Annotated in this window: 15 protein-coding genes; 6 read left to right on the top strand and 9 right to left on the bottom strand. The window is 74.3% G+C overall.

The window, feature by feature from the left end; translation table 11 throughout:
• Window positions 1-20: 20 nt before the first annotated feature.
• Window positions 21-878: a glutamate ABC transporter substrate-binding protein gene (locus tag EV190_RS12745; protein ID WP_133741751.1), complete on the bottom strand. Its 858-nt coding sequence runs from the start codon at window positions 876-878 to the stop codon at window positions 21-23.
• A gap of 131 nt (window positions 879-1,009) precedes the next feature.
• A complete protein-coding gene (locus EV190_RS12740) occupies window positions 1,010-1,753 on the bottom strand; it encodes an amino acid ABC transporter ATP-binding protein (RefSeq protein ID WP_133741750.1) in 744 nt (247 codons plus the stop codon).
• 357 nt (window positions 1,754-2,110) lie between these two features.
• Between EV190_RS12740 and miaB the strand changes: the two genes are divergently transcribed.
• Complete coding sequence (miaB, locus tag EV190_RS12735) at window positions 2,111-3,580, top strand: tRNA (N6-isopentenyl adenosine(37)-C2)-methylthiotransferase MiaB (RefSeq protein WP_279536616.1); 1,470 nt, start codon at window positions 2,111-2,113, stop codon at window positions 3,578-3,580.
• A 45-nt stretch (window positions 3,581-3,625) separates the two neighbouring features.
• On the opposite strand, the gene EV190_RS12730 is transcribed toward miaB, so the two are convergent.
• The gene (locus EV190_RS12730) at window positions 3,626-4,903 is read right to left on the bottom strand and encodes a cytochrome P450 family protein (RefSeq protein ID WP_133741748.1); all 1,278 of its coding nucleotides are present in this window, start codon (window positions 4,901-4,903) and stop codon (window positions 3,626-3,628) included.
• A gap of 413 nt (window positions 4,904-5,316) precedes the next feature.
• On the opposite strand from EV190_RS12730, the gene EV190_RS12725 reads away from it, so the two are divergent.
• On the top strand, window positions 5,317-6,003 hold the full coding sequence (locus EV190_RS12725) for a hypothetical protein (protein WP_133741747.1): 687 nt from the start codon (window positions 5,317-5,319) through the stop codon (window positions 6,001-6,003).
• A 93-nt stretch (window positions 6,004-6,096) separates the two neighbouring features.
• Here the strand turns inward: EV190_RS12725 and EV190_RS12720 are convergent, their stop codons facing one another.
• On the bottom strand, window positions 6,097-6,855 hold the full coding sequence (locus EV190_RS12720) for a VOC family protein (RefSeq protein ID WP_133741746.1): 759 nt from the start codon (window positions 6,853-6,855) through the stop codon (window positions 6,097-6,099).
• Window positions 6,856-6,921: 66 nt separating this feature from the next.
• Complete coding sequence (gene miaA, locus EV190_RS12715; protein ID WP_133741745.1) at window positions 6,922-7,845, bottom strand: tRNA (adenosine(37)-N6)-dimethylallyltransferase MiaA; 924 nt, start codon at window positions 7,843-7,845, stop codon at window positions 6,922-6,924.
• A gap of 254 nt (window positions 7,846-8,099) precedes the next feature.
• Between miaA and dapF the strand changes: the two genes are divergently transcribed.
• The 3 genes from dapF (at window position 8,100) to EV190_RS12700 (ending at window position 11,813) form a co-directional block, all read left to right on the top strand.
• On the top strand, window positions 8,100-8,918 hold the full coding sequence (gene dapF, locus EV190_RS12710) for a diaminopimelate epimerase (protein WP_133741744.1): 819 nt from the start codon (window positions 8,100-8,102) through the stop codon (window positions 8,916-8,918).
• Window positions 8,919-8,953: 35 nt separating this feature from the next.
• Window positions 8,954-9,937: an ABC transporter permease gene (locus EV190_RS12705; RefSeq protein ID WP_133741743.1), complete on the top strand. Its 984-nt coding sequence runs from the start codon at window positions 8,954-8,956 to the stop codon at window positions 9,935-9,937.
• Window positions 9,938-10,124: 187 nt separating this feature from the next.
• Window positions 10,125-11,813, top strand: coding sequence for an ABC transporter family substrate-binding protein (locus EV190_RS12700; protein ID WP_341770550.1), 1,689 nt, complete (start codon window positions 10,125-10,127; stop codon window positions 11,811-11,813).
• Between the two features lie 294 nt (window positions 11,814-12,107).
• Here the strand turns inward: EV190_RS12700 and EV190_RS12695 are convergent, their stop codons facing one another.
• The gene (locus EV190_RS12695) at window positions 12,108-13,190 is read right to left on the bottom strand and encodes an alpha/beta fold hydrolase (RefSeq protein ID WP_133741741.1); all 1,083 of its coding nucleotides are present in this window, start codon (window positions 13,188-13,190) and stop codon (window positions 12,108-12,110) included.
• A gap of 385 nt (window positions 13,191-13,575) precedes the next feature.
• Window positions 13,576-14,910, bottom strand: coding sequence for a (Fe-S)-binding protein (locus EV190_RS12690; RefSeq protein WP_133741740.1), 1,335 nt, complete (start codon window positions 14,908-14,910; stop codon window positions 13,576-13,578).
• Window positions 14,911-15,031: 121 nt separating this feature from the next.
• Here EV190_RS12690 and EV190_RS12685 point away from each other — a divergent pair, with 121 nt between their 5' ends.
• Window positions 15,032-15,709 carry a hypothetical protein gene (locus EV190_RS12685; protein ID WP_133741739.1) on the top strand — a complete coding sequence of 226 codons (678 nt, stop codon included), beginning with the start codon at window positions 15,032-15,034 and terminating at the stop codon, window positions 15,707-15,709.
• Between the two features lie 57 nt (window positions 15,710-15,766).
• Here the strand turns inward: EV190_RS12685 and EV190_RS12680 are convergent, their stop codons facing one another.
• Together EV190_RS12680 and EV190_RS12675 are read right to left on the bottom strand one after the other, a co-directional pair.
• Window positions 15,767-16,996 carry an FAD-binding oxidoreductase gene (locus EV190_RS12680; RefSeq protein WP_133741738.1) on the bottom strand — a complete coding sequence of 410 codons (1,230 nt, stop codon included), beginning with the start codon at window positions 16,994-16,996 and terminating at the stop codon, window positions 15,767-15,769.
• Window positions 16,997-17,028: 32 nt separating this feature from the next.
• Complete coding sequence (locus tag EV190_RS12675) at window positions 17,029-18,501, bottom strand: FAD-binding oxidoreductase (protein ID WP_133741737.1); 1,473 nt, start codon at window positions 18,499-18,501, stop codon at window positions 17,029-17,031.
• Window positions 18,502-18,655: the final 154 nt, after the last annotated feature.

The raw sequence follows: 18,655 nt of genomic DNA, 5'->3' as shown, positions 1-18,655 counted from the left end.
CCGGAGCGTGCGGTCAGATGTTACGCGCAGCCTTCGACCGCGGGCTGCTCTTCGGCGTAGGCGAACCCGGTCTCGCCGAAGGCGGTCTCCAGGTACTCGGTGGTCACGCCCTCGTCCCACATCTTGGTGATGGCGGCGTTGATCTCCTCGCAGCGCTCGGTGGAGCCCTTGGGCAGGCCCACGCCGTACTTCTCCTCGCCGAACGGGTTGTTCACCATCTTGTACGCGTCGGGGTTCTGCGCGGCGAACCCGGCCAGGATGGTGTTGTCGGTGGTCACCGCGTCGACGGTGCCGTTGCCGAGCAGCTCCAGGCACTCGGAGTAGTTGCCGGCCTCGCGCAGTTCGGCGCCGATGCCCAGGCCGCCGTCCTCCTCGCTGTCGACGATGTTGTTGGCCGAGCGGGAGCCGGACGCCGAGCACAGCACCTTGCCGTCGAGGTCCTCGGGGCCGCTGATGTCGTCGTTGTCGGCCGCCACGAGGATGTCCTGCTGGGCGACGTAGTACGGCCCGGCGAAGTCCACCACGTTCTTGCGCTCGTCGGTGATGGAGTAGGTGGCCACGATCATGTCCACGGTGCCCTGCTGGAGGAAGGACTCGCGGTTGGCCGAGGCGGCCTCGGTCCAGTCGATCTGCTCGGGGGAGTAGCCCAGCTCGCCGGCGATGTAGGTGGCCACGTCCACGTCGAAGCCGACCGGGGCCTGGCCCTCGAGCAGGCCCAGGCCCGGCTGGTCGTACTTCACGCCGATGGTGATGCGGTCGCCTTCGCCTTCGCCCTCACCGCCGCCGCCACCGCCGACCTCGGCGGTGCCGCAGGCGGCGAGGGAGAGAGCCAGGACGGATGCTCCGGCCAGGGTCGTGCTGATGCGGCGGAATCGCATGTTCGGAACCTCTTCTTCCTTCTTCTTGTTCGTGCGGGGAACGCCAGGTGCCCTGGGGGTGTCCCTCTGACCGTTCCGGGTCCGCGTCCCGAAGGACGTTCGCCCGCCCGGAAGCGGCCGGAGAGCACCTCCTAGTGGGTCAGGATCTTGGAGAGGAAGTCGCGGGCGCGTTCGGAGCTGGGGTTCGTGAAGAACTCGTCGGGAGTGTTCTCCTCGATGATCTGGCCGTCGGCCATGAACACGACCCGGTTGGCGGCCCTGCGCGCGAAGCCCATCTCGTGTGTGACCACGACCATGGTCATGCCCTCCCTGGCCAGGTCGGTCATGACGTCGAGGACCTCCTGGACCATCTCGGGGTCCAGCGCGGAGGTGGGTTCGTCGAAGAGGATCACCTTGGGGTTCATCGCCAGCGCGCGGGCGATCGCCACGCGCTGCTGCTGCCCGCCGGACAGCTGGGCCGGGTACTTGTCGGCCTGTTCCGCGATGCGGACCCGTTCCAGCAGTTCCATGCCGCGCGCGTTGGCCTCGGCCTTGGACTGGCCCAGGACCTTGATCGGCCCGAGGGTGATGTTCTGCAGCACCGTCTTGTGCGCGAACAGGTTGAAGGACTGGAACACCATGCCGACGTCGCTGCGCAGCTTGGCCAGGCCGCGCCCTTCGGCGGGAAGGGGCTGGCCGTCCAGCAGGATGCGCCCGGTGTCGATGGTCTCCAGCCGGTTGATGGTCCGGCACAGTGTCGACTTGCCCGAGCCCGAGGGGCCGATGACGACGACCACCTCGCCGGCGTTGACGGAGAGATTGATGTCGCGGAGCACGTGAAGCTCGCCGAAGTGCTTGTCGACGTTCTCCAGCACGACGAGAGGAGTTGCGGTCATGTGACGGGAACCTAGTCGGCGAAGATTTCCTTGTCATCACAAGAAACGCCCTGGCGAGACGGAGTAGCAGACTTGTTACTCCGAAATCAGTACAAATGTTACTTAAACAGCCAGAAATCGCCTCAGGCGTCTCACCGGTCACAGCCCGTCGCGTCAACTTGGCCGGTTGCGGTCGCCCCCCCGGGCGAGCGCCGGGGCGGGGCGGACGAGGGCTTTCGGACCGGCGCGGGAGCCCCGGAGCGGGCCCGCGCGGCGGGGCGCCCGGCCGGCCGCGCGGGCGCACCGGCGCAGCGGACCTGAACCGGTCCGCCGAACATGCCCTAGCCTGGACGGGTGAGCCAGAGTCGTACCTATGAAGTGCGGACCTACGGCTGCCAGATGAACGTCCACGACTCCGAGCGCCTTTCGGGCCTGCTCGAGGACGCGGGGTACCAGCGGGCAGCCCAGGACGCCACGCCGGACATCGTCGTGTTCAACACCTGCGCGGTACGTGAGAACGCGGACAACCGCCTCTACGGCAACCTCGGGCACCTGCGCCCGGTCAAGGACGCCAACCCCGGCATGCAGATCGCGGTGGGCGGCTGCCTCGCCCAGAAGGACCGCGGCGAGATCACCCGCCGGGCGCCCTGGGTGGACGTGGTCTTCGGGACGCACAACATCGGCTCCCTGCCGGTGCTGCTGGAGCGGGCCAGGGTCCAGCGCGAGGCGCAGGTGGAGATCGCCGAGTCGCTGGAGACCTTCCCCTCCACCCTGCCGACCCGCCGCGAGTCGGTCTACGCGGCCTGGGTCTCCATCTCGGTGGGCTGCAACAACACCTGCACGTTCTGCATCGTCCCGGCGCTGCGCGGCAAGGAGAAGGACCGCCGCCCCGGCGACATCCTCGCCGAGGTCCGCGCGGTCGTCGCCGAGGGGGCCATCGAGGTCACCCTGCTGGGGCAGAACGTCAACGCGTACGGCTCCGAGTTCGGCGACCGCCAGGCGTTCTCCAAGCTGCTGCGCGCCTGCGGCGAGGTCGAGGGCCTGGAGCGGGTCCGGTTCACCTCCCCGCACCCCCGCGACTTCACCGACGACGTGATCGCGGCGATGGCCGAGACGCCCAACGTCATGCCGCAGCTGCACATGCCGCTGCAGTCGGGCTCGGACCGGGTGCTGCGGGCCATGCGCCGCTCCTACCGCCAGGACCGGTTCCTGGGGATCGTCGAGAAGGTCCGCGCCGCCATGCCCGAGGCGGCCGTCAGCACCGACATCATCGTGGGCTTCCCCGGCGAGACCGAGGAGGACTTCGCCGAGACCCTCAGGGTGGTCGAGGAGGCGCGCTTCTCGCACGCCTACACCTTCCAGTACTCCAAGCGCCCGGGCACCCCGGCCGCCTCGATGGACGGCCAGTTGCCCAAGGAGGTCGTGCAGGAGCGGTACATGCGCCTGGTCGAACTCCAGGAGCGCGTCTCCGAGGAGGAGAACGCCGCGCTGGTCGGCCGCGAGGTCGAGGTGCTGGTGGCCGAGGGCGAGGGCCGCAAGGACGGCGTCCGCCGCCGCCTGTCGGGCCGCGCCCCCGACAACCGCCTGGTGCACTTCTCGGTGGACGATGAGACCGCCGCCGTCCTGCGCCCGGGGGACCTGGCCACGGTGGGCGTCACCTACGCGGCCCCGCACCACCTGGTCGCCGACTCCGGGGTGCGCGCGGTGCGCCGCACCCGCTCGGGCGACGCCTGGGAGGCCCGCAACGCCGCCCCCGCCGCGTCGGCCCCCGGCGTCCTCCTGGGCATCCCGAAGGTGGGCGTCCCCGAGCCGCTCCCCGCCGTATCGGGCGGCTGCGCCCCGGCCTGAGCCGACCGAGGGCCGCCGGGACCCCGAGCCCGGCGGCCCGCGCGGTCAGAGGCGGACCGGGAGGCTGGTGAGACGCCACGATCCGGGGACCGGCACGCGTGCCAGCTTCTCCGGGGGCACGGCCGGGGACAGGTCCGGGTAGCGGCGCAGCAGCGAGCCGAAGGCGACCTCGCCCTCCTGGCGGGCGAGCGCGGCGCCGAGACAGTAGTGCGCCCCGTGCCCGAAGCCGAGGTGGCCCTCCCCGTGCCCCCCGCGCTCGCGGGAGAGGTCGAGCCGGTCCGGCGCGGAGTACCGGCGGGGGTCGGAGTTCGCCGCGACCAGGACGGGCTGCACGACGTCGCCCCGGCGGACGAGGGTCCCGGCGAGTTCGACGTCCTCGGTCGCGTAGCGCAGCCGGGTCAGGTGCACGGGGCCGCACCGGCGCATCAGCTCGTGGACGGCGTCCGGCAGCAGGCCGGGGTCGGCCTGGAGCGCGGCGCGCTGGTCGGGGTGGGCGAGCAGCGCCTCGACGCCGTTGCCGATCAGGTGCGCGGTGGTCTCGTGCCCGGCCAGGACCAGGGTCAGGACCATGGTGACCAGTTCGGTGTCGGTGAGCCGGTCGTCCTCGTCGCGGGCCCGGACGAGCCCGCTGAGGAGGTCGCCGGTCGGTGCCGCGCGCCGTTCGAGGACCAGCGCGTGGACGTGCTCGACGATCGCCCTGATCGCGTCGGCGAACGGCTCGGGCCGCAGCGACACCAGGGCGGCGCCCCACTCGCGCCATCGCGGGCGGTCCTGCTCGGGGATGCCCACCAGTTCGCAGATGACGGTGATCGGCAGCGGGTAGGCGAAGTGCTCGATCAGGTCGACCACGCCGTCCTCGGCGTGGTCGGGCAGCCGGTCCAGCAGGTCCTCGGCGATCAGCTCCACGCGCGGGCGCAGCTCGGACACCCGGCGCACGGTGAACGCGCGCGAGACGAGCCTGCGCAGCCGGGTGTGGTCCGGCGGGTCCTTCCGCAGCAGGTTGCCCAGCAGGTACGGGACGAACTGCTCGGGGAGGCCCAGCGCCTCCGCCGCGTACGCGGCGGTGGTGTCGGTCTCCTGGCCGGGTACGGACAGCGGGTCGTTGGCGAAGCGGCGGTCGTTCAGCACGGTGAGCACGTCGTCGAAGCGGGTCACGAGCCACACGGGCGTTCCGTCGAAGTACCGGCCCCGCGTGACGGCCCCGTGCTCGCGGATCGCGCCGTAGCCTCCGAACGGGTCGGAGACCAGGCCGGGGTCCGCGAGGTTCGGCTCGCCGGGGTGCTCGCCCACGTGCGCGCCCAGCGGATTGGCGGCTGACGTCATCGTCGTTGCTCCCTCTGTGTCTACTGCCTCGGTTGGCGCCGCGTCTCCTGGCGGGACGGCTCCTCGGCCCGCTCGTGGAGGCCGGTGACGGGCCGGGCCGCGGCGTCGGCAGGACCTCGCCGGGGCGCCGCGCGTTCGTCCGGGCCGCGCCCGGGCGGCCTCGTCCACGATGGCTCGCCGGTGGACCCGGGCGACCGGGGCCCGGCCGCGGCGTCGAGGACGCGCGGTGCCGGGAAAGCCGGGGAGGCGGATGCGGACACGGCCACGGACGCCGCGTCCTTCTGTTGCGACCGTGCGACCGTGTGGCCGGATCCGGGATTCGGTCACACGGCCATGGTGACCCGGCGCGGGGCGGGCGGCCAGTCGCGGAGTCGGTACGAAGCGCTTACCGGTGCGCCCGATACGCTCGACACGTGCTGATCGCCGCCGCCGTGTGCCCCTACCCGCCCCTGCTGGTCCCCCGGGTCGCCGGTGGCGCCGCGGCCGAACTCGCCCGCGTGCGCGCGGCCTGCGAGCGCGCCGTGGCCGCGCTGGCCGCCGCGCGCCCCGACCGGCTCACGGTGGTCGGCGGCGGCGGGCGGACCCGGGTCCACCCGGCCGGAGCCGCGGGGAGCCTGGCCGGGTACGGCGTCGACGTGGTGGTGGGGCGGGGGCCGGGAACGCTGCCGCTGTCGCTGACCCTGGGGCGCTGGCTGGCCGAGCGGTGCGGCGCCGCTCCGCACTCCTACGCCGAGGTCGCGGGTGACGCCAGGACCGAGGAGTGCCTGGTGCTGGGGGCGGCCCTGGCCGAGGAGGCGCCCCGGGTGGCCCTGCTGGTGATGGGCGACGGCAGCGCGCGGCGCGCGGCGAACTCGCCCGGCCGGATGGACGGGCGCGCGGCGGGCTACGACGAGGCGCTGGCCGAAGCCCTGGAGAGGGCCGACGTCCGCGCCCTCGCCGGACTCGACCCGGCGCTGTCGGACGACCTGATGGCGGAGGGCCGCGCCGCCTGGCAGGTCCTCGCGGGCGCCGCGGACGGCGCCGGACTCGCCGGAGAGCTCCTCGCCCACGAAGCGCCCTACGGGGTCGGCTACTTCGTCGCGCGGTGGCTCCCCCGCTGACCCGCCGCGCCCCTGTCGATGTCCTGACGCCACCGCCCTGAAACCACGGATTTCAGGGCGGTGGCGTCAGGACATCGACAGGGGCGGGCTCTGCTAGCGGTCGGCGGACCCGACCACCGCGAAGTGGGCGCCCACGGGGTCGGCGAGCATCGCCCACCGGCCGTAGGGGGAGTTCTCCGCGCCGCGCAGGATCTTGCCGCCCTCGCGTTCGGCCAGCTCGCCCGCCGCGTCGGCGTTCCGGACCGCGAAGTACGGCAGCCACGCGCCGTGCCCCCGGTGGACGCGCCCGTCGGAGCCGCCGTAGACGCCGCACACCGGCTCGCCGCCGCTGTACAGGGTGACGTAGTCGAACCCCAGGGTGCGTTCGGTCTCGTAGCCGAAGACCGAGACGAGGAAGTCCGTGGCCGCCGCGGTGTCCGTGCTGGTCACCTCGGACCAGACAGGCGCCCCCGGGACGCCCGAGGCCTCGGTGCCCGGGAGGCCGTCGCCCTGCCAGAGGGCGCAGACCGTGCCGGTGGGCTCGCGGATGATCGCCATCGACCCGATCCCCGGCATGTCGCCGCGCCCGGAGACCACGCTTCCGCCCGCCTCGCGGACCGCGGCGAGGGTCGCGTCGATGTCGTTGGTGGACAGGTACACCGTCCAGTTGGACTGCTCGGGTGGTGGGGCGTCGCCCCAGGGCTCGGCGAGCCCGGCGACCCGCCTGCCGCCGATCCCCGCCAGGGAGTAGGGGCCCTCGTCGAACTCCCAGCCCAGCAGCGTCGAGTAGAAGCGCTGGGCGGAACCGAGGTCGGGCACGGTCATGTCGAACCAGGCCGGTGCGCCCGGCGGGTACGCGGTGATCTCGCTCATACAGCGGATCGTACGCGCGTTCGAGGACGCCACCGGGGGGTTTCGGTAAAAGGGGAGGAGATTCTTCTACCCGACAGGCCCAGTGGCCAGGGCGAACGCTCGGTCGAGCAGGTCGGGGGCGTCGTGGGGAAGCCAGTGCACGCGCGGGTCGCGGCGGAACCAGGACTCCTGGCGGCGGGCGAAGCGGCGGGTGGCCCGCACGGTCTCCTCCCGGGCCTCGGCCTCGGAGCACTCCCCGGCCAGGAAACGCAGCACCTGGGCGTAGCCGAGGGCGCGGGAGGCGGTGAAGCCCTCGCGGAGCCCGGCCTTCTCCAGCGCGCGGACCTCGTCCACCAGGCCCGCCTCCCACATCCGCGCCACCCGCAGTTCGATCCGCGCGTCCAGTTCGGGGCGCGGCACGGCCAGCCCGATCTGCGCGCACGGGTAGCGCGAGACGTGCTCGGGCATGGTGGCGGCGAACGGCCCGCCGGTGAGTTCGATGACCTCCAGCGCGCGCACGACGCGGCGCCCGTTGGTGGGCAGGACGGCCTCGCCCGCGGCGGGGTCGAGCCGGGCGAGCCGGGCGTGCAGCGCGAGCGGGCCCTGCGCGGCGAGTTCGGCCTCCAGCCGGGCGCGCACGGCCGGGTCGGTGCCGGGGAAGTCCAGTTCGTCCAGTGCGCCGCGCAGGTACAGGCCCGACCCTCCGACCAGGACCGGGACGCGCCCGAGGGCGCGCAGCTCGTCGATGAGCGCGCGGGACATCCGCTGGTAGTCGGCCACGTTCGCGGCCTGGGTGACGTCCCAGACGTCGAGCAGGTGGTGCGGGACGCCGCGCCGCTCGGGCACGGTGAGCTTGGCCGTGCCGATGTCCATGCCCCGGTACAGCTGCATGGAGTCGGCGTTGACGATCTCCGCGGGGGAGCCGTGGGCGCCCAGTCGCAGTGCCAGCCCGACGCTCAGGTCGGATTTTCCCGCTGCGGTCGCCCCGACGACCGCGATCACTGTGCTCATCTTCCCAGTGTGGCAGTGCCCCGACGCTCCGCCGGCCGTCCGGCCGACGGCCCGGGGAAACCCGTTCGGGGCCGCGATGTGGGAATATCACCTGGTCGAGGGCTTCGGGGCGGTCGAGTGGTCCCCTCGGCCACGGGTGACCGCCCAGGGCCGCGGGGCGTCGCCGCGCGGGCCCCGCGCCGGCGGAACGGCCCGGCCGGACCGCCGTCCCCGACCGGACGGCGGTTCCACACCAACGATCTAGGATGAGCAGCATGCGCTTCGCCAAAGGTCATGGCACCGAGAACGACTTCGTGATCCTCCCCGATCCGGACGGCGCGCTGGAGCTCACCGCGTCCGCCGTCGCCGCGCTGTGCGACCGGCGCGCGGGACTGGGCGCGGACGGCGTCCTCAGGGTCGTGCGCACCAAGGCGCTGGACGAGCGGCTGGACGGCGCGGCGGCCTCGTCGCTGGGCTGCGAGTGGTTCATGGACTACCGCAACGCCGACGGCAGCGTCGCCGAGATGTGCGGCAACGGGGTCCGGGTGTTCGCCCGCTACCTGCTGCACGCGGGCCTCCTGGCGGACGGGGTGTTCGAGGTGGGCACCCGCGCGGGCGCGCGCCGGGTGACGGTCGAGGACGACGGGGACGTCACCGTGGACATGGGCCCGGTGCGCGTCCTGGGTCCGGGCGGCGCGCTGCTGGCGGACGGGGCCGTGCGCGGCGAGCGGATCTCGGTGGGCAACCCGCACCTGGCCTGCCGGGTGGAGCGGCCCGTCGCGGAGGTCGACCTGGACCGCGCCCCGGTGCTGGACCCCGAGGAGTTCCCCGCCGGAGCCAACGTCGAGGTGTTCCGCGAGGTCGAGCCCGGTGTGCTGGAGATGCGCGTGTACGAGCGCGGCGCGGCCGAGACCCGCTCGTGCGGGACCGGGATCGTGGCCGCGGCCGCGGCGGCCACCGCCCCGGGGGCGGACGCCGAGTGGACGGTGCGCGTCCCCGGAGGGGTGTGCACGGTGCTCCTGGCGGCGGGCGCGGCCCGGCTGCGCGGCCCCGCCGTGATCGTCGCCGAAGGCGAACTCCTCCTGCCCGTCTGATCCGCGAGACCCGCTCTAGCCGTGATGGAGCCGTGGTGGCCCGTTTCCTGCTGCGTCGGCTTGCGGGCCGCCTGCTGCTGCTGTTCGTGGCGGCGAGCTGCGCCTACCTGCTCGCCGCCGGGGCGCTGAACCCGCGCGCGAACTACGAGGGGAGGCGCCCGCCCCCGCCGGCCGAGGTGGTCGACGCCGCGCTCGACGCGTACAACCTCAACGACGCCACACCGCTGGCCCAGCGCTACGCGGTCTGGGTCTCCGGCGTGGCGACCGGCGACTTCGGCCGGACCTGGGACGGCGCCCCGGTCACCGAGGAGCTGGGACGGCGGATCGGGGTCAGCGTCCGCCTGCTGCTGCCCGGGGCGGTGGTCGGCTGCGTCGGCGGGGTGCTGCTGGGGGCCTGGGCGGGCAGCCGCAGGCACGGCCCGGCGGACCGGGCCGCCACCGCGGTGTCCTTCGTGTTGATATCGGTTCCGGTGGTGGTCGTCGCGGTGTCGCTGCAGAACGCGGCGCTGTGGGTGAACCAGGGGACGGGTGTGGAGCTGCTGCGGGCCACGGGCGAGTACACCCCCGGCCTGGAGGGCGGGGCGGGGGCGTGGCTGCTGGACCGGTCGCGCCACCTGGTCCTGCCGACCCTGACCGTGGCGCTGCCGCAGATCGCCCTGTACAGCCGCTACCAGCGCAACCTCATGGCCGACCAGGTCGACGCGGACTACGTGCGCACGGCGCGGGCGAAGGGGCTGACCCGGAGGAGGGCGCTCGTGCGGCACGCGCTGCGCACCGCGCTCGCCCCGGCGGTCGCCTACTTCGGGTACTCCCTGGCACTGCTGCTGACCAGCGCGGTCTTCACCGAGAAGGTGTTCGGCTGGCACGGGGCGGGGGAGTACCTGCTGGACTCGGTCGGCCAGGGGGACGTCAACGCGGTGGCGGCGGTCTGCTGCTTCGGCGCGGCGTGCGTGATCGCGGCGGGGTTCCTCGTCGACACCGTGAGCTTCCTGCTGGATCCCCGTGTCCGCACGGCGTGAGAAGTGTCGGGGGCGGGGACTCCTCCTCCGTACCCGAAGCAAGTATTATTTCCCAATTGTTCCATTGGTGCCTTTCGTTGGGTCGGTCAGAGCGCGTCGATCCGGTGGCGACACCCGCGAACGCGGGGCCTCTCACCGCTCCGGAGCCAGGACGTTTGGGGGACAGGTGCGATTAGGGAAACGGCGCGTGCTTCCGGTGGGGGCGGCCCTGCTGGCCCTCGCCACCGCACTGGCGGGCTGCGGGACGGGAGAGCCGGGGCGGCCGCCGTCCCCGGACGAACTGCCCTCGGCCTCGATCAACGCCGTGGACCGTGCCCTGCTCGCCGACGGCGGGACGCTGCGCTGGGGCATCAACGAGTTCCCCACCCAGTGGAACCCGCACCACGCGGCCGGGAACCTGGGCACCGTCGACACCGTCCTGCGCGGGCTGCTGCCAGCGCCGTTCAGCACCGACTCCGAGGGGCAGGCGCACCCCGACCCCGACTACGTGACGGACGTCGAGGTCGACACCGAGCCGCGGCAGGTCGTCACGCTCACCCTCAACCCCGAGGCCCGGTGGTCCACCGGGGACCCCGTCACCTGGCGCGACTACGCGTCCATGGCCGAGGCGCTGTCCGGAGCCGACCCCGACTACCAGGTCCTCGGCACGGTCGGCTACGACCGCATCGAGCGGGTGCGCGCGGGCGAGGACGAGTACCAGGTGGTCATCACCTTCGCCGAGCCCTTCGCCGACTACCGGTCGCTGTTCTCGCCCCTGCTGCCGGAGGAGTACACCGAGAGCCCCGAGGCGTTCAACGAGGGCTACCTGGACGCGATCCCGGCCACCGCGGGCCCGTTCGAGACCGGGGAGATCGACCGCACCGCCCAGAGCGTCACCCTGCGCCGCGACGGCGACTGGTGGGGCGATCCCGCGAAGCTCGACCGGATCGTCTTCCGCTCGCTGGCCCCCGACGCGCTGGACGCGGCCTTCCTGGACGGCGGCATCGACCTGTACGCGCTCCCCGTCGACTCGGGCTCCTACGAGCGGGTCCGAGACGCCTCCGACGGCGAGATCCGCACCGCCCTCGCCCCCGACTACCGGCACATCACCCTCAACGGCCAGAGCCCGGTGCTCGACGACGTTGACGTGCGGCACGCGGTCTTCCTCGGTATCGACCGCTCGGCCCTCGCCGAGTCGGCGTTCAGCTCCGTCGACTGGCCGCCGTCGGTGGTCGGCAACCGCTTCCTGATGCCCAACCAGCCGGGGTACGCCGACAACAGCGGGGAGTGGGGCGAGTACGACCCCGAGCGGGCCGCGCGGCTGCTGGAGGAGGCGGGCTGGACGGCCGGGGAGGACGGCGGGGTCCGCACCAGGGACGGCGAGCCCCTGAGGCTGCGCTTCGTGGTCCCGCAGGGCTTCGCCCCGGCCCGGAGCGAGGCCGAACTGGTGCAGGCGATGCTCGGCGAGATCGGCTTCGACGTCGAGATCGAGGGCGTCCCCGGGGACCAGCTCTTCGGGAACTACGTGCTGCCCGGCAACTACGACCTGGTCGCCTTCGTCAACTCCGGTTCGGGCTTCCCCGTGTCGGAGTTCCTGTACCAGTGGTCCGACGCGGTGGCCGGCCCCGACGGGGAGCCGCAGTGGCGCTCCAACGTCGGGCGGATCGGCTCGGACCGGATCGACGAGGCGCTGGCCGCGGCGCTGGAGCCGCGGGACGACGGCGCCGCGGCCGAGCGGATCAACGAGGCCGACCGCCTGCTGTGGGAGGCGGGCCACACCCTCCCCCTCTACCAGCGCCCCCAGCTCTTCGCCGTCCGGGGGACCCTGGCCAACGCGGGCGCCCCCGGCTTCGGCACACTGGACTACGCCGACATCGGGTACACCGCCGAGAGCTGACCCCGGAGCACCGGGGAAGCGGCCCGGCGCGCGCGGAGGCCTCCCGACCGAGTGCGCCGGTGCGGTGAAGGGCCGGTTCCCCCACCCCGCCGTGACCGTGACGGTGGCCAGGACGAGCGGTACGGGAACTTCGTCCACCGGCACGGACAGCCGGCCCTCCCCTGCGGACCCGACCGCGACCCGGGCCGGTCCCGCGCCTGCCCCGCTCCTCCACGAGCACCGAGGCGCCCCGCGAGGGGCAGCGCGCCCCGACCGTTCGAGCGGTGCCGCCCCCGCGCCGCTCCCGGGGCCGGGTCATCCGTCGAGGAAGCGGAGCAACTCCGCGGTGACGAACTCGGGGTTCTCCTCGACGAGCCAGTGCCCCGCGCCCGGCACCTCCACCGCGCGCACGATGTCGGTCATGCGCGTGTCCACGGTGGCTCGGACCGGGTCGAGTTGTCCCTGGGCGGTCATGACCAGGGCCGGGGTGTCGACCGGTTCCGCTTCCACGGTGTCGCGGACGTCCTCGTCGAGGGTGCGGTAGAGCTCGAAACCGCCGGTGAGGGCCTCGGGCCTGGCGTAGGTCCGTGCGTACTCGTCGATCTCGGCGTCGGTGAACGGGGACTGGTCCGAAGTGCCCCCGAACGCCGTTCCGTTGAAGGAGACCTGGGGGTAGAACAGCGCCAGGTAGTCGCGGACGTCGTCGCCGACCACGGCCTCGGGGACCTCGGGCTGGGAGTGGAAGGCGATGTGCCAGCTCATCGAGCGGTACGCGGACGCGTCGATCCCGGGCCCGGGGAGCGGCAGGTCGAGGTAGCCGAGGCGCTCGGTGTCGTCGGGGAACTGGCTGGCGTACTGGAAGGCCACCGCGGCTCCGAGGTCGTGCCCGATGACGTTGGCGTCGTCCACCCCGAGCTCATCGGCGATCAGGGCGTGCACGTACCGGGCCAGGGTGGCTTTGTCGTAACCGGTCGGCGAACCGGTGCTGTCACCCAGCCCGGGGAGGTCCACGGCGTAGACGGTGTGGTGCTCGGCGAGTTCCGGCATGATCGACCACCAGCCGAACCAGGTCTGCGGCCAGCCGTGGACCAGCACCAACGGCGTGCCGCTGCCGCCGGTCACGTAGTGCATGCGGACTCCGTCGACGTCGGCGAACTCGTGCCGGAAGGCGCCCTCGAACTCGGGGTCGCCCCGGGTGGCGGCCGCGTAGGGGGGAGCGTCCTCCTCGGGGGCCGACGTGGCGCAGGCCGCGGCGCCGATCAGGAGCAGGAGGGTGAGCACGATGTTGACCCCCGCCCGCGCGGGGAGAAGGGTGCCGCGCGGGGACGGCCGCGGGGTGGTCGCCGGTCGGGGGGCGTGGACGCCGTCCCAGAACGCGGCCGCTTCGTTGGTGCTCATGGGGCTCCTTCTGTCGGGTGCGCCCAGTCTCAACGGAACCTCTATCTTTTGGCACGGAAAATTGCTGTTCCGGCAATACGGCCCCGGGGGCGTGGGCGTGGACGTGCTCGACGCTGTGGGGAGGCGGCCGCGCGCGCCGCGTCAGCGAGCACGGCATCACCCTCAGCGGACCCGGCGGTGCGCACGGCGGGCGGCGACGGCGAGCGCGGCCGGAGGCCCGCGCGTCCCCGCCGGGTGTCCGTGACGCGGAGGTTCGAGGGCCGGTCCTGCTCTGCCCCGGAATGATCATGGGCTTTCCGCCCTTCCAGCCCCCGAAACGGGCAGAAAGCCCAAGACCGTCAACAAAACCACCGGTGCCCGAATTCACCCCCGCGTCGGAGACTCTCTAGGGCGCGTCCTCCAGCAGGGCCGACGCGTCCAGGCCCCGGATGGAGGCGTCCAGGACCTGGGCGGGGTGCGCCACGGACACGGGGTGTCCGCCGCGCTCCATCGCGGAGGCGATCTGCAGCGAGCAGCCGGGGTTGCCCGTGACCAGCAGGCGCGCGCCGGTCGAGCGCAGGTTTCCGGCCTTGCGGTCGCCCAGCTCGCGGGCCGCGTCGGGGCGCAGCAGGTTGTACACCCCGGCGGAGCCGCAGCAGAGGTCCGGGTCGGGCAGGTCGAGCAGCTCCAGGCCGGGGATCGCGCGCAGCAGTTCGCGCGGCTGGTCCCGCACCCCCTGCCCGTGCGACAGGTGGCAGGCGTCGTGGTAGGCCGCGCGGACGGGCAGCGGGTGCCGTTCGGCGACCGGCCCCAGCCGCACCAGGAACTCGGTGAGGTCCGCGGTCCGTGCGGACAGGGCGCGGGCCCGCCGCTCCCAGGAGGGCCCGGCCCCCGCTTCGGCCAGGACGTCGGCGTAGTGCTTCATGCTGCTTCCGCAGCCCGCCGAGTTCACCACGACCGTGTCCACGCCCGCGCGTTCGAAGGTCTCGACGGTGGCGCGCGCGAACCGGGCGGCCTCGGCGGCCCGGCCCGAGTGCGCCGACAGCGCCCCGCAGCACCCCTGGGCGCGGGGGGTCAGCACCTCGCAGCCCTCGCTCGCCAGCACGCGCGCGGTCGCGGTGTTCACCTGGGGGAGGAGCGAGCCCTGCACGCACCCGGTGAGCAGGCCCACCACGGCCCGCCGCCTCCCCACGGCGGGCAGCCGCCCGGGCAGCGCGGGCACGGTCCGCAGCGGCGGCGCGACCCGCTCCATGGCGGCCAGCGACGGCGAGACCCGCTCCAGCACCCCACTGCGGCGCAGCCACGCGGACGCGCCGCAGGCCCGGTAGGCGCGCAGCGGCCCGCGCAGCAGGTCCAGCCTGCGCCGGTACGGGAACAGCGCGAAGACCAGCGCCCGCAGCAGCCGCTCGCGCGGGCCCCGCTGGTGCTCGGCCTCCACCCGGGCCCGGGTGGACTCGATGAGCGAGTCGTACCGCACCCCCGACGGGCACGAGCTCACGCACGCCAGGCAGCCGAGGCAGCGGTCGAAGTGCTGGACGACCTCGGGGGTGAGCACGTCGTCCCTGGTCTGGGCCATGAGGTGGATCCGCCCGCGCGGGGAGTCCATCTCCTCCCCCCACAGCACGTAGGTGGGGCAGGTCGGCAGACAGAACCCGCAGTGCACGCAGTCGCCGAGCAGGTCGTCGAAGGAGCGTCGGGGGGAGGGAGGCCCTGTCTCGGCACCGGTCGGGAAATCGGTCATCGGTCGCCTCCGTCCCCTCGTGCGAGCGCGGACGCCCCGGCCCGTTCCCGGCGGGATGTGTACTGATGAGGGGGTTACCCGACACAATGTCCGGTGAACCCCCTCAGGGAAGGGCTTGGACATGCTCGCCTTCACCATGATGCTCGTCGAGGTCGCGTCGGCGGCGGTGCCGGTGCTGGACGCGCCGGAGCGGGCCGGGAGGCGGCCCGAGGTCGGGGCCGGACTCCGCCGCCTCCGCGACCGGCTGGACGAGGCCGTGTCGGCCGCCGAGGAGGTCGCCGCGTCCCTGGACGACAGGGTCGCGGGGCGTCCGGGGGCCGCGGAGCGAGGCGCCGCCGCCGTCCGGGCGCAGGCGGCCGCGCTCACCGAGGCCGGGAGGCTGCTCGGCGGCTTCGCGCCGGACCTCGCGGAGGCCGGCGACGACGTCCGCACCCGCGTGGCGACGCTGGTCGGCAGTGGGCTGACCGCGCTGGACGCGCTGGTCCAGGTCGTGGAGTCCGGGCTGCTCCCGCTGGGCCCCACCCCGGAGGAGCTCGACGCCATCGCCTGGCGGTCCCGGGGGCCGGACACGACCTCGCGCGCGTCGCGCCAGTCCCGGATGGTCGCGGGCGGGCGGGGCCGGTGGCGCGGCGACGCCCTCCCGGTCAACGGGGAGTGGGACGCCGGGCAGCGCGCCGGGGCCGCCCGCTACCTGCGGGAGCGCCGACCGCTCCGGGGCCTGGCCGAGTCCAGGGCCGCCCTGGCGGCCATGCGCGCCGACCTGGACGCCCGCTTCCCCGCCGAGGCCGCGGTCGACTGAGCCCCGGGCTCTCGGAGCCCCGCCGGGCCGGCCGCGCCGACAGGGCCCGAACGGACGTCAGTGGTCCAGGAAGCGGCCCGGTGCGAGGCGGTGGGCGGGGTCGAAGCGGTCCTTGACCGCGCGCATCAGCTCGGCGCCCGGGACCTCGCCCCACCGGTCGAGGGGGAGCCCGCGCAGGTCCGGGGACTGGCGCAGGACGGTGACCGAGCCGTCGGGGAGCGCGTCCCGGGTCCGGGCCAGGACCCGGGCGACGCGGTCCGCGCCGGTGCCGACGGGCAGCGCGGCGTAGCCGACGCCCGCACCGGCCGAGCCGCGGAAGGAGCAGCCCGTCCCCGCCTCGGCGCGCAGCGCGGTGAGCGCCACGGGCAGCCCGCGGATCGGCGCGGCGATCTTCAGCACCGTGCACTCCGGCTCCCCGGGAAGGGTCCCCCAGCCGTCGGGGAGCGCGTCCCGCACGTCCCGCGCGCCGAGCAGGGCCGCGATCCCGCCCGCCCGGGCGTCCACGCCCTCGGCCGCGCCCTCCACGAGGACGAACAGCCGGACCGGCCCGCCACCCGGCGGCCAGTCCAGTTCGACGGCCGCAGGGACCGCCTGGGAGGCCAGCACCGCGCCGACGGGACCGGCGGCCGCGACCGGGTCCGGGAAGCGCGCCCCGACCAGCCGGAAGGCGGCGGGCACCGGGTGCAGGCGGAAGGTGACCGAGGTGATCACCCCCAGCGTCCCCCAGCCGCCGGTGTGCAGCTTGCCGAGGTCGAAGCCGGCCACGTTCTTGACCACGACGCCGCCCGAACTGGCCGCCACCCCGTCGGCGCGCACCACGGTCATCCCGATGACGAGGTCCCGCAGGGGCCCGTGCAGCATCCGCAGCGGCCCGCTGACCCCCGCCGCCACCGTCCCGCCGACGGTCGCCCCGGGGACCATCGGGTCAGCGGTCAGTCGCTGCCCCGCCCGGCCCAGCAGCGCGCGCAGCCCGTCCATCGGCGCGCCCGCTCCGGTCCGCACCACCAGGTCGCCCCGCGCATGCTCGATCCCGGCCAGCTCCCCGGTCTCCACCAGCAGGTCGCAGCCGGTCGGGGCGGCGCCCCAGTCCCGCTTGGTGCCGTTGCCCGCGGCCGCCACTCGCAGGCCGTGCCGCGCCGCGGCGCCCAGCAGCGCGGACACCTCCGGGGTGTCCCGCGGGCGCGCCACCACCGCGGGGACGGTCCCGACCACCGCGTCGTCCCCCGTGCCGGGCCGGGCCCGCACCCCCGTCGCGCCGATCGCGGCCAACACCTGCTCCGGACCCATCCGCCCCCTCCCGACACCTCCGGACGCCCCGGTCAGAAAAGTTCGGCCTGCCCGCTCGCCACCAGCGGGTGCTCGCCCCTGACCACGCCCGGCCGCTCCCCGCACAGCCGCGGCGTCGGCAGCACCTTCTCGGGATTGGCGATGCCGTCGGGGTCGAAGGCCCGCCGGAACAGGTCCATCGTGGCCAGGTCGTCGTCGCTGAACATGCGCGGCATGTGGCAGGCCTTGTCCACGCCCACGCCGTGCTCGCCGGTGATGGATCCGCCGTGTTCGACGCACAGGTCCAGGATCGCCCCGGAGACCTCGGCGGCGCGTTCGGCGGCGCCGGGCTCGGCGTCGTCGAACAGCACCAGCGGGTGCAGGTTCCCGTCCCCGGCGTGGAAGACGTTGGCCACCCGGATGCCCGAGCGCGCCGACAGCTCGGAGATCCGGGCCAGCACCCCGCCCAGCGCGGTGCGCGGCACCACGCCGTCCTGCACGATGTAGGCGGGGCTGATCCGGCCGACCGCGGCGAACGCGGACCTGCGGCCCTTCCAGATCCGGGCGCGCTCGGCCGGGTCGTCGGCGGCGCGGACCGCGAAGGCGCCCGCCGCGCGGCACAGCGCCGTGACCGCCTCGAACTGGGCGGCGACGTCCTCGGCCGCGCCGTCCAGCTCCACGATGAGCACCGCGCCCGCGCCCTCGGGGTAGCCGCACCGCACGGCGGCCTCGGCGGCCTCGACGGCGAGGGCGTCCATCATCTCGACGGCGGCGGGCAGCACCCCGGCGGCGATGATCGCCGAGACCGCCCTGCCGCCCGCGTCCATGGTGGGGAAGGCCGCCAGCAGAGTGCTGGTCCGCTGCGGGGCGCGCGTCAGCCGCACGGTGATCTCGGTGGCGATGCCGAGCGTGCCCTCGGAGCCGACGAACACGCCGATCAGGTCGTATCCGGGCGCGTCGGGGGCCTTGCCGCCCAGGCGCACCACGTCCCCGCGCGGGGTGACGATCTCCAGGCCGGTCACGTGGTTCACGGTGAACCCGTACTTGAGGCAGTGCGCCCCGCCCGAGTTCTCCGCGATGTTGCCGCCCACCGAGCACACCTGCCGGCTGGACGGATCGGGCGCGTAGTGGTAGCCGTGCGGGGCGGCGGCCCTGGTCACGTCCAGGTTGAACACGCCGGGCTGGACGACGGCGCGCTCGTTGGGGATGTCCACCTCGATGACGCGGCGCATCCGGGAGGTGACGACGAGGACCCCGTCGGGGCGGGGCAGCGCTCCGCCGGACAGGCCCGTGCCCGAACCGCGCGGCACGAACGGCACGCCGTGCTCGGCGCACAGCCGCACCACGGCGGCCACCTGCCCGGTGGTCTCGGGCAGCACCACGATCCCGGGCACGGCCGAGTGGTAGGTGATGCCGTCGCTCTCATAGGTGCGGCGCCGCGCGGGGTCGGTGACGACCCCGTCCGCGCCGCAGACGGCGCGCAGCCGCGGCGCCAGCGCGGCGGGACCGGTCATCGCGTCCGGCATGGGAGGTCGCCCCCGATCACGGTGTGGCGGGAACGGCGCCCCCGCCCTGAGAGTCCTTCCCCCCGGCGGGGGCGGGGTAACGGCGGGCACGGTGTCCGGGCCGCCGACGGGCGACCGCGGTCCGGTGGGGCCCGGCCGGGCCGGGAGGACCACC

The sequence above is a fragment of the Actinorugispora endophytica genome, from assembly GCF_004363075.1.
GTDB classification, from domain to species: domain Bacteria; phylum Actinomycetota; class Actinomycetes; order Streptosporangiales; family Streptosporangiaceae; genus Actinorugispora; species Actinorugispora endophytica.
The sequence above is the reverse complement of the archived record's forward strand: the minus strand, read 5'-3'. Positions and strand labels throughout refer to the sequence as shown.